We start from the raw sequence: 11,888 nt of genomic DNA on the forward strand, positions 1-11,888 counted from the left end.
AACAAATACAGGATTCTCAGCGCGCTACCTATGCCTTGAGAATTCCTCGAAATATATTTTTTGTAAGACGTTAAAGTCAGATAAAAAATATTCAATTCTCAGCGCCTTGTGAATACGCTGAGAATTGAATGAAATTGGAGCCTCCGGGGATACCCCGGTAGACGTTTGATTCTCAGCGTGCTACAAGTCCTTTGAGAATCGAATGAAAATTGAAATCACGGGGTACCCCCATGATTTCAAAAAATATTTAACTCTCATGGTACTCGTGAAAATCAATTGCTTACAGCCTGTGCCCTCCACTATTGCGTCAAAAAACCGTACAATAAAGCCCAGATCAGTAAGTTTTTAACCACGAAAAATCGACAGATTAAGCTGAAAAATAAACACAGGGGGAAAAATAAACGCGCTGAGAATCAGACAGAATAAGGCTCTCTAAGGTTAACCCCAGCAAAAAAAGAATATTGAAATCTCAGCGCCTTCAAAAAATGAACGCTGAGATGCTGTTAGAACGAAATCCTGTACAGCTTCTCAGAAAAATGGAAAATATCAAACTCTCATCACTTTAGGAGTGTTCTGAGATTTTGATATTCATAAAAAACCTTCACTTACCCCACGCAAGTTTTATTTTTTTAATTCTCAGGCCATTAAAAAGTATATTTCATACCAGATTTTTTACACACTTCTGTAATTCTGCCACCTGATTGCAGCGGCTTTTAAAGGAAAGGATTCAGTGAGAAAGAAAATATGCGATTCTCAGGAGCTTTATAACGCATTGAGAATTAAGCGCTTCGTATACAAATACGAAGGCCGCAAGAATATTACATTCTCGCGGCCTTCGGGTATCTTCAAAATTATTATTACTAAAAAATAATATCTAAATAAAACTGTAAATCAACTAGTTATATTAAAGACCAGCTTGGGCACTAATTTGCAGCATTCGCTCAATCGGCTTTTTGGCGGCTATTCTCAGGCTTTCTTCCATTGTGATTTCCGGCTGTTCGTATTCCATACACAGGTAAAGCTTTTCCAGTGTATTCAATTTCATGTGCGGACAGTCGTTACAAGCGCAGGCGTTGTTGGGTGGTGCAGGAATAAAAGTCTTACCCGGATTTTCCTTTTGCATCTGGTGGAGAATTCCGGTTTCTGTAACAACGATATATTCCTGGGCATCATCTTTCTGGCTAAATTTCAGTAACCCCGTAGTAGATCCGATGTAGTCGGCAATGGCAAGTACAGCTGGTTCACATTCCGGATGCGCTATCACCTTGGCTTTGGGGTGACGGATCTTCAATTTTGTGATCTTTTCCAGGGAGAAAATCTCGTGAACCATGCATGCTCCATTCCAAAGCACCATGTCTCTACCCGTTTTTTTGATCAGATAGGCCCCTAAATTCCGATCCGGGGCAAAGATGATCGGCTGATTGTGAGGAACGCTTTCGATGATTTTTTCGGCATTAGAGCTCGTGCAAATGATATCGCTGAGCGCCTTGATACCCGCTGAACAGTTGATGTATGAAATCACGATATGATCCGGGTAACGGTCCCTGAACTTCTTAAACAGCTCCGGCGGCGCACTGTCGGCCAGTGAACACCCCGCTTTCAGGTCCGGTAAAAGCACTTTTTTCTGCGGGCTCAAAATTTTCGCCGTTTCAGCCATAAAGTGCACACCAGCAAAAACAATCATATCTGCATCTGTTTTTGCAGCCTGCTGACTAAGGCCCAAACTATCTCCGATGTAATCCGCAATATCCTGGATATCTGGTTCCTGGTAATAGTGGGCAAGAACGATAGCATTTTTTTTCTTTTTCAAATTTTCTATCGCTTCAAACAAATCCAGAGAAGGATCGACTGATATATCCAAAAATCCGTTGTGTTGCAAATTTTTTTTCGCTTCAGCGATTTCCATAATCATAGCTATATACTTCTTTAAATATTTAAAAGAAAAAGCCCACTACTATTAGGGCTGTGAATATGTGGAAATTTAATTTCCGGCGTTGGTACAAATGTAGTTGTTATTCCTTTTTACTACGCTTTCCACATGAAATTAACATGCTCTTTCCGCGTCATTGCTGGTTTTTCTGCATTTCATCCACATAGGTGGATATCGTTGTTCGTGAAAATCTTTTTCGTTAACACAGTATTAGGAAATTGTTAAAAGATGGCATTTGCTATCCACAATTCACATCCTGAATTTTTAAGGGTAAATTTGACGACAATAACAAAATTAGTTTTACCTCACTGCAAAAGCACCTTTTCCCACCTTATTTTGCGTTTTACAGGGGTTTTTACACATCAATTGTGGAAAAGAATTAGCCGGGAATGAAAAATGGTCAAAATGGATACACCTCCGAAATAGGGCTGTTTTATTCACATTTTTATGTGGATTAAGAAAAACGGCTTTTTCACATTTGTGCATAACCCTTTCATGTTATTATCTACTTTATTTTGGATAAATGTCAGCAACAATCAACGTTTAAAAATATTAAGTGGAGCGAAAAAGTGAGGTTGTCAATAAACTGTTTGTGTGGAAAACCTGTGAATGATATATAGCCCACAAAAGTGTTATAACATAGTGAAACCCTTTACTGTATTGTGTTTCAAGGCAAAAAATACTCTTTTGCAGTTACAGTTATTTTATTCTATTTTTGCTATCCTTAAAAATGTAGACTATATAATATATGTCAGTAATTCAGAAAATCAGGGACAAGTACGCCGTCATGATCGTTGTAGTGATTTGCCTGGCTATTGTTAGTTTCCTGTTGCAGGATGCCTTTTTTGGCAAGAGTTCTCTCACCCGTCGTAGTACAAGCGTGGGAAAAGTAAATGGTGAAGATCTGGACTTAGCAGATTACCAACGCCGTATTCAGGACGCCGAAAATGGCGCCCGTCAGCAAATGCCTAATATTGACGAGCAAACACGTCAGTATATCCGTGAACAGGTTTGGAACCAGTTTCTGAATGAACAAATTATGCAGGCTCAGTACAAAAAGCTGGGTATTGTGGTAACTGAGGCGGAAGTGGTAGACCAGATCAAGGGTAAAAACCCTAATCCGGTAGTTGTACAGCAATTTACGCGCGACGGTCAATTTGACCGCAACGCTTTGCAACAGGCTATTTCACAGGCGGGCAGCAATCCACAAATCCGTGAAGGATTACACCAGCTGGAAAGCTATATTGCCAAATACCAGGAACAACAGAAATATGTAACCCTTATTAAACAAGGTGTATACTATCCAAAGTGGCTGGCAAAACAACAACAGGAAGATAACAGCCAATCCGCAACGGTATCTTATGTAAGCGTTCCTTATGCTACTATTTCTGACTCTACTATTAAAGTAACAGACGCGGAGCTGGACCGTTTTATCCAGGATCACAAACAACTGTTTAAAGTAGAAGAATCCCGCAAAGTGGAATATGTATCATTTGATGCAGTTCCTTCAGCTATCGATTCTACTGCTGCTATCCAACAGATTGTTGCGATGAAGCAAGAACTGGATACAACTAAGGATGTTGCCGGTTTTATCAACCGCAATTCTGACATTAAATATTATGATGGATATATTTCCAAAAACGAAGCAAAAGTTCCCCAGAAGGATTCTATCGTGAATTTGCCTGTTGGTGCTATATTCGGACCATATTATGATAACAACCTGATCGTATATGCAAAAATGATCGATCGTAAAAATATGGCCGATAGCGTAAAGGTTCGTCACATCCTGATCGCCTCCGGTGCACAGGGCGGCGCACCAGATTCTATTGCTCACAAGCGTGCTGATAGCATCGAAGTTGCTGTAAAAGGCGGTGCTGACTTCAAAGCGCTGGTAAACCAATATTCTGATGATCCAGGCAGTAAGCAAACTGGCGGTGAATATGATTTAACGCCTTCGTCCCAGTTTGTTCCTGAATTTAAAGCATTTGCTTTCGACGGAACTAAAGGCCAGGTTAAAGTGGTGAAAACCCAGTTTGGCTACCATGTAATAGAAATCATGGATCAGAAAAACATTGGCCCTGCTATTAAAGTAGCTTACCTTGGCAAATCTGTAGAAGCAAGTAAAGAAACCAATAATGCCGCTTATGGCGCTGCGAGTGACTTCGCCAGCAAAAGCCGTTCTGCAAGTGCGTTTGAAAAAACAATCCAGCAGGGCAAACTGAATAAAAGAATCGCTGACAATGTACGCCCGATGGATTTTGTAATTCCGGGTATCGGACAGTCACGCGAACTGGTACGTTGGGCTTACGAAGCTAAGAAAGGTGATGTGAGTAACGTATTTACCTTTGATGATAAATATGTAGTTGCTGTTTTAACCAGTGTTCGCCAGGAAGGTACAGCTCCGCTGGAAGATGTGAGACCTCAGGTTGAAGCGGAAGTTAAAAAACATAAGAAAGCAGAACAGATCATTGCAAAACTACAAACTCCGGCTAGCCTGGATGCTGCTTCCAAATCTACCAATCAACCAGTGCTGAAAGCGGAAGGTGTAACATTTGCTACTCCTTTTATCGCTTCCCTGGGCTTTGAACCACGTGTTGCAGGTGCTGCCTTCAATAAAAAGTGGGGCACTGCCAGTGTATCTGCTCCAATTGAAGGAAACGGCGGTGTATACGTAATCAAAGTAGACAGCTTCCAACCTGCTGCTCAACCAGGTCAGGACGTGGCTGCTCAGCAAGCTGCTTACGAACAGGGTGTTAAATCTATGTTGGATCAGCAACTGTTTGAAGTACTGAAGAAGAAAAGTGATGTGAAAGATACCCGTGGCAAATTCTTCTAAACCGCTACATTTTTTACTGACATAGGAAAATGGGACGTAGTAATACGTCCCATTTTCGTTTTTAGCCCTGTCTGTCCCGTTATTCACATTCCTGCATCGATATTCGTAAATTTGTATCCTTAAATAAGGATAAGATGGACGAAATAATAAATAAAGTAGCGCAGAGCGGACTCGAGACCATTGACCTGGAGCATTATTATCCACAGGGTGAAACCGTGGAATTTGATATGAAGGATCACCTGTTTATGGGCATGATCCTGAAAGAAAAGGATTTCCGGGCCGCTATGCAGTTGCTCGACTGGGAGCAGTTTCGGGGAAAAAATGTGGGTTTAATATGCAGTGTTGATGCGGTAATACCTTTATGGGCTTATATGTTAGTAATGACCAATTTGCAGCCATTAGCAAGCTATGCCGCCTTCGGAAATGCCGATTTTATCCATAAAACGCTCTATTTGCAGAATTTGGACAAAATTGATGTGACTGCTTTTGCAGATAAAAGAGTGGTTATAAAGGGATGCGGGGATAAACGTGTAGGAGAAATAGCCTATGCGGAGATCACCCGTTTACTGCTTCCGGTGGTTAAAAGCATTATGTACGGGGAACCCTGCTCTACGGTGCCTGTTTATAAGAAGAAGAGTTAGAACCAACCTCTTTTTCTAAACACCATGATCATCAGGATCAGTAGGATACCCATCCCTCCCAATGTATAGTAATACCCGTTCCGGCTGTCCAGTTCGGGCATATTGTGAAAGTTCATGCCGTAAATACCGGCTAAAAGTGTTGGCGGAGCCATTAAAGTAGTTACTACCGCCAACACTTTCATTATTTCATTCATTTTCAGGTTCAGTTGTGTATGGTACATTTCCTGCAGATTCAGTACCATATCGCGGTAGTTATCTGCCAGGTCATTACATTGGATAATGTGATCGTATACGTCTTTATAATATTTGGTCACTTTATCGTCCAGTAAATCACTCTCGCTTTTCAGAAACCCATTGACCAGCTCCCTCACTGGTGAAATGGCTCTTTTAAACAGGAACACCTGGCGTCGCAGGTAATTGATACGAGCCAGTGTACGGGTATTGGGCTGATGTTGTACCAGGTCTTCCATCATTTCTATCCGTTCGCCCAGTTTATCCATTACAATGAAGTAGTTGTCCACAATAACATCCAACAAGGAATAACAAAGATAATCGGCGCCCCCGTTGCGTATCCTGGAGCCTTTCAACAGGAGTTTGGTTCTTACGGGATCAAATACATCCCGTGCGGGGTCTTCCTGGAAAGAGATGACAAAGTTTTTGCCCAATACAATGCTTACCTGTTCCAGGTCTACAGAAGATGTTTCACTATTGAAGTAAATCATGGGAAGCAGGCAAAACATACGATCGTTGATCTCATCCATTTTCGCCCGCTGCCCTATACTCAATATGTCTTCTTCTATTAATGGGTGTATCATGAATTGTTCGCAAACGGCATGGACTTCCTCTTTACGGATACCATCAATATTTATCCAGCTCAGCTGAGATGATTCCGCATATTTAAAGGTATCTTCTATTTTATGCAGCACCAGCTCGGAACAGAGATTGCTGTTATAATCAAAAACAGTAATCTTGTTATCGACTGCCGGCTTACGGCGGGTAACCCCTTCGGCCGGATTGAAATTCATGATCCGTTGCTTCTTCACTTTAAAAGGATTCAGTGCCTGTACTACGCCGGGAATGGGAATAGGCAATTTGTTTTTCAATGCCATATGCAGCTGATGTTATCTGGATTCAAAACCGAATTTAAAGCAAAAATCGCTTAGTAGCTGCTCAAATAACCTCCTGCGGGTGGAATTGTACGCTAACGGAAAGTCCGGCAGCGTGCTGGGAAAACGTCGTGCGTTCTCAAAACAAATTCGTTATATCAGTCCTATGGGGTATATAGACTAATTAAATAAAAATAGCAGCAAAAAGCTTTAAGGATATACTATAGCTAACATTTTACCAGTTTGAATGTTTAATATGCCGGCATGTATATTTTGGAGGATAAAACAAACGGGGGAAGATCGTTACATCGATCTTCCCCCGTTTGTTTTATCCGGTGATGAACCTGTTATCAGAATTTGGGTAGCTCAATTACAGGAGGCGTGCCGGTAGCAGGCCGTTCAAAGAGGTCGCCATATTGTGCATTGGCAGGTTTAAACCCGCTGTTCCACAGGTAGAACCATCCATTTTCAGCACCGCCACCAAAATCGAGACGGTCTTTTGCTTTGGCGGTAGCATCGTTCGAGAATTTTGCTTTGGTTAGCTCTATCCATTCACCGCTATTGGTTTTTATCCAATGGTTGCCAAAATAGCCTTTACGGCCGAGGTGGCCATTTTCAAAAGAGAAGTTCTCCAGGAAAGAATAGAGATGGCCCATGTACTTGCCATCTTTAGGCGCCCTGAAGCTGGCGATCAGCTTCCATTCCCGGTGTTCCGGAACATAGAAGTAAGCGGTATAGGTGGTGGTATTACCGGCAGGTACGCTATGCATCAGAAAACGGTATGTTTCGCCGGCTTTCCAGTTATATACCCAATGGCTGTGGCCACCGGTACCTTCTCCCCCAAATCCGCTGGCATCTACACTATCTCCTTTTGCCAGCATCACTACCTGGTCTTCGTATTTCACTTTGCTGCGTTCTTCCGGCTCTCCACCAGCATCCCAAACGGAGAATATAATCCTTCTTTCCACAGGAGAATTTACCTGCATACCAAAATAACCTCTATGAAAACCGCAGGACATGAAATAGGTGCCCAGTTTATCTTCTCCCTCCGGCACTTTAATTTCTCCATAAAACCATTCTACATTTTTTCCTTCGGGAACGGGGTAGTTTAGGTGTACGGAAGCCGCACGGCGCCAGGGTTTGGGATTAAACTGTATCTCTTTTGTTGCTGTGCCGGATAAGGCAACGGCTTTAACATCAGCATAAACATTCCCCTTCTTTTCAACGCCTTTCAGTACCACACAATAGAAACCTGGTTTCTTAATGTTTGTTTGTAAAACAGGGATATTGGTATATTCATTACTGTTAGGAATGCTTACTATTTTTTCGATGCCATTCACGGATACCGAAACTTTACTGTCTGCATCGGCTTTAGCCAGCAGCACTACTTTCAGAGAACCCGCCGTTGCGGCATGGAAATAAAAATTCACCGTATTGCCGTTGCCGGTCCAGTTTACAACGCCTTTGTTGTAGCTGATCTCTACATTTTCTTCTGCCGGGTCGGCATAGGCGGCGAAGCCGGGGAGCTCTACTGCGGGGGCCTGAGCAAGGGCGTGGGTAGCAAAGAGGCCAATAGCCAGCAATGCGGAGAGGAAAGTTTTCTTGTTCATTGTTCAGTGATTGTATGACAACAAATAAAACAGCATCTGTTTCCAAATGCAATTTTCTCTCTAAAAAATTACAATCGAATGAGAAAGCAGGTTCTTCCTATTGATGCAACAGTGTGAGAAAGAAATTATACAGCGCTAAAACGTTCTGATCATATACGATAGGTTGCCCGCCTGCCAATCCCTGACAGGAATCGTTTTTGAGGTTTTGGATGTACGGGGCAAGCGCTGTCTTCTGCCGAAGGCTAACTATTTAACAACATCTAAAAATATATTTTATGGAAAATCAATTAAAAGACAAGAAGGTGGCTATTGTCGTAGCAAACGGCTTTGAGGAAGTGGAGCTTACTCAGCCATTAGCGGCATTAAAGAATGCAGGCGCTGTTGTGGATATTATATCGCCGGAAGAAAAAAGTGTACGGGCCTGGGCGGAAAAAGACTGGGGAAAGGACTACCAGGTAGATAGGCATATAAAAGATGTAGTGGCATCCGCTTACGACGCATTGGTATTGCCGGGAGGTGTTATGAATCCGGATCATCTGCGTACTAACGACCATGTGATTGCCTTTGTAACAGGGTTTTTTGATGAAAGCAAACCAATTGCCGCCATTTGCCATGGTCCGTGGACGCTTATCGAAACTGGTGAGCTGGATGGCCGGAAAATGACATCTTATAAATCATTGAAAACAGACCTGGAGAATGCAGGCGCATTGTGGGTAGATGAAGAGGTGGTAACAGACAACGGTCTTGTTACCAGCAGAACGCCCAAAGACCTACCCGCATTTTGTAAAAAAATGATAGAAGAAATTGCGGAAGGCCGGCATGATCAGCGGGGAGCAAAGAAAGGCGGGGTTTACGAACTGGGATAAAAATACAGGCGTGAACCTCATATCGGGTTTACTTTTTTTTCTTCTTTTTGTATTTGACTTCTACGTTTGCTACACCGGTATTGATCATACCCAGTTTGGAGGCGGCTTTATGGGAAAGATCAATGATGCGGCCGGGTACAAAAGGCCCCCGATCGTTGATGCGTACCTTTACACTTTTGCCGTTTGATACATTTATAACGGTAACGCGCGTACCAAAAGGCAATGTTCTGTGTGCAGCTGTAAGTTGCCGCTGGCGGAAGGTTTCACCGCTGGCGGTACGCTTGCCGTCGAAAGAGTCGGCGTAATAGGATGCTTTTCCGGTTTCCGTAATTTTCCGGCTGCAGGAGGCACTTCCCATTAACAGGATAATGAGCAACAGTAGCCGATAACGATGTAAGGGCGCAGGGATAGGTTTCATTGAATGCGATTTAGACAATGCTATAAAAATAATCAATTTTCCGGGGCTTTCAGTTGCCGGCAGTACTTAATTGACTGATGGTGCTTTTCATCATAGCAGGTACGATCAACCGGTGGAAAGGCTTTACAAAAAAGAAATAAATTCTTCCCCAGCGGTTATTGTAATGAACGGTAGTTGTGCAAAGCAGTTGCTGCTGTGCCGGCTGTTGCTGCAGGTACAGCGACACCCTGAAATCGAGGTGCTTATCATTTTCTCCAAGGATAAGCTCTTTTTCATTTTTATCCAGCACTTTAAAGATGCCAAGCTGATCGCCGCAGTTCAGTGTCCCGGAAGAAGTAACAGCCAGTTTTTTAGCCGTTTTAAGACCAAAGCGGCCAACAATGCGATCTCTCAGTTTCAGCATTTTCCTGATCCAGGCCGGTGTGCCGGTAGAAAAAGCAAGACCAGTGGCTGTAATGCTGACCGGGTGATTGGTGGGGATATTTGCGGCGAAACAATCCTGGTAGTCAACGCTTGCGGTTTGCCTGCGCAGCAGGGAGTCTTCAGGAACTTTGGGCATCATATGCAGATCGTTTTCTCCTGCAAAGCTAAGGGGAGTGATCTCAATATGGGCATTAAATTTTGCGGTGGCTGGTCTGTTTATTGAAGGAAGGAAACTATGAACAATGTTGTAAGGCAACTGTTTTTATCATGCACAACTTTCAAACAAATAAACTATGGCAAAACTTGTAGCTGATCAATTGGTCGAGATGCTGGCCAATGCTGGTATTAAACGCATTTATGCCGTTACCGGCGATAGTTTGAATCATATAAATGATGCTGTGCGGCGGGATGGCCGGATACAATGGATACATGTGCGGCATGAAGAAGTGGGGGCATATGCCGCCGGAGCAGAAGCACAACTGAATGGCCTGGCCTGTTGTGCGGGCAGCAGCGGGCCCGGGCATGTGCATTTGATCAATGGATTATATGATGCGCACCGGTCGGGCGCGTCCGTGCTGGCTATCGCTTCTCCTTGTGCCACCAATGAATTTGGAAGTGATTATTTCCAGGAAACGAATACGATCAAATTATTTGCCGACTGCAGTTGTTATAACCAAATAGCCACTACTGCCGAGCAAGCGCCCAGAATGATGCAGGCGGCCCTGCAGCATGCGGTGCATAAGCATGGGGTGGCTGTATTGGGTTTACCGGGAGATGTGGCGGCAACAGATGCGAAAGAAATTCCAACTGCCATGGCGTTATATCACCCGCATCCGGTTATTTGCCCTTCTCCTGAAGAATTGAAAGCGCTGGCGGACTTGCTGACCGGAGCGGAAAAAATTGCTATTTATTGCGGTCTTGGCGCCGTTGCTGCACATGATGAGGTAGTAGCTCTCTCCCACCTGCTAAAAGCGCCGGTAGCCTACTCATTTCGCGCCAAAATGGGTATTCAGTACAATAATCCCAATGAAGTGGGGATGACCGGTTTGCTGGGATTGGCATCGGCCTATAAAAGCATGCATGAAGCAGATATTTTACTGTTGTTGGGAACAGACTTTCCCTATAGCCCTTTTATACCGGAGAAAGCAAAAATAGTGCAGATTGATATTCAGCCGGAACGGCTGGGACGCCGGGCTTCGCTGGAAATGGGATTATGTGGTGATATCAGGGATACGCTCAAAGCCCTGCTGCCGTCACTAAAAGAGAACACCGACCGGGATTTCCTGGATTCCATGCTGGAATTTTACCAGGAAGTAAAAAATAAAATGCAGACCTATGTTGAAGACACCGGTGAGGAAGATGCCATCAGCCCTGAATTTGTAGCGGCAACGCTGAATAAAATTGCGGCGCATGATGCAATATTTACTGTTGATACGGGCATGACGAATGTATGGACGGCGCGCTACCTGGAAGGAACGGGACAGCGCACCCTGTTGGGGTCTTTCAACCACGGCTCCATGGCCAATGCCATGCCACAGGCCATAGGGGCGGCGCTGGCTCAACCTGGGCGCGAGGTATTTGCGTTATGCGGAGATGGAGGTTTGACTATGTTGCTGGGCGACCTGATGACGATCAGCCAATACCGGCTGCCCGTGAAAGTAATCGTATTTAACAACCGGGCACTGGGAATGGTGAAACTCGAAATGGAAGTTGCGGGTCTTCCGGATTGGCAAACCAATATGGTAAATCCAGATTTTGCCGCCGTTGCAGCAGCCATGGGTTTCACGGCGTATACTATTCATAAACCGGAGGAAGTGGAAGCCGTGCTTACCCAAGCTGGCGAAACGAAAGGGCCGGTACTGGTGAATGTGTTTACCAACCCGGAATCGCTGGCCATGCCGCCTAAAGTGGAGTTTGCGCAGATGAAGGGGTTTGCGCTATGGATGGGTAAACTGATATTAGGAGGAAGATATGAAGATGTATTTGATGCCGTGAAATCTAACTACAAACATCTGAAAGATGTGTTATAAAAATGAAGATGGGGAGCACACGAGTTTA

At 43.9% G+C, this 11,888-nt stretch carries 9 protein-coding genes; 4 read left to right on the forward strand and 5 right to left on the reverse strand.

What is annotated here, in order from left to right; genetic code table 11:
* Positions 1–904: 904 nt before the first annotated feature.
* Positions 905–1,906 carry a quinolinate synthase NadA gene (nadA, locus tag KE626_RS00950; RefSeq protein ID WP_211970956.1) on the reverse strand — a complete coding sequence of 334 codons (1,002 nt, stop codon included), beginning with the start codon at positions 1,904–1,906 and terminating at the stop codon, positions 905–907.
* Between the two features lie 772 nt (positions 1,907–2,678).
* On the opposite strand from nadA, the gene KE626_RS00955 reads away from it, so the two are divergent.
* Together KE626_RS00955 and KE626_RS00960 are read left to right on the forward strand one after the other, a co-directional pair.
* The gene (locus KE626_RS00955; protein ID WP_211970957.1) at positions 2,679–4,766 is read left to right on the forward strand and encodes a peptidylprolyl isomerase; all 2,088 of its coding nucleotides are present in this window, start codon (positions 2,679–2,681) and stop codon (positions 4,764–4,766) included.
* A gap of 134 nt (positions 4,767–4,900) precedes the next feature.
* On the forward strand, positions 4,901–5,407 hold the full coding sequence (locus tag KE626_RS00960) for a DUF2480 family protein (protein WP_211970958.1): 507 nt from the start codon (positions 4,901–4,903) through the stop codon (positions 5,405–5,407).
* Here KE626_RS00960 and corA read toward each other — a convergent pair.
* Positions 5,404–6,516, reverse strand: a complete 1,113-nt coding sequence (gene corA / locus KE626_RS00965) for a magnesium/cobalt transporter CorA (RefSeq protein WP_211970961.1) — start codon at positions 6,514–6,516, stop codon at positions 5,404–5,406. The two genes, KE626_RS00960 and corA, sit on opposite strands and share 4 nt — an antisense overlap.
* A 347-nt stretch (positions 6,517–6,863) precedes the next feature.
* Positions 6,864–8,123, reverse strand: coding sequence for a DUF3472 domain-containing protein (locus KE626_RS00970; protein WP_211970963.1), 1,260 nt, complete (start codon positions 8,121–8,123; stop codon positions 6,864–6,866).
* A 275-nt stretch (positions 8,124–8,398) separates the two neighbouring features.
* Here KE626_RS00970 and KE626_RS00975 point away from each other — a divergent pair, with 275 nt between their 5' ends.
* The gene (locus tag KE626_RS00975; RefSeq protein WP_211970965.1) at positions 8,399–8,989 is read left to right on the forward strand and encodes a type 1 glutamine amidotransferase domain-containing protein; all 591 of its coding nucleotides are present in this window, start codon (positions 8,399–8,401) and stop codon (positions 8,987–8,989) included.
* A 28-nt stretch (positions 8,990–9,017) separates the two neighbouring features.
* Here KE626_RS00975 and KE626_RS00980 read toward each other — a convergent pair whose 3' ends face one another.
* Positions 9,018–9,407 carry a septal ring lytic transglycosylase RlpA family protein gene (locus KE626_RS00980; protein ID WP_249207183.1) on the reverse strand — a complete coding sequence of 130 codons (390 nt, stop codon included), beginning with the start codon at positions 9,405–9,407 and terminating at the stop codon, positions 9,018–9,020.
* 49 nt (positions 9,408–9,456) lie between these two features.
* A complete protein-coding gene (locus KE626_RS00985; RefSeq protein WP_211970967.1) occupies positions 9,457–9,969 on the reverse strand; it encodes a DUF2867 domain-containing protein in 513 nt (170 codons plus the stop codon).
* A 154-nt stretch (positions 9,970–10,123) separates the two neighbouring features.
* Between KE626_RS00985 and KE626_RS00990 the strand changes: the two genes are divergently transcribed.
* Positions 10,124–11,860, forward strand: a complete 1,737-nt coding sequence (locus KE626_RS00990; protein WP_211970968.1) for a thiamine pyrophosphate-dependent enzyme — start codon at positions 10,124–10,126, stop codon at positions 11,858–11,860.
* Positions 11,861–11,888 lie beyond the last annotated feature (28 nt).

Source organism: Chitinophaga hostae (assembly GCF_018224885.1).
In the GTDB taxonomy this organism is placed as follows: domain Bacteria; phylum Bacteroidota; class Bacteroidia; order Chitinophagales; family Chitinophagaceae; genus Chitinophaga; species Chitinophaga hostae.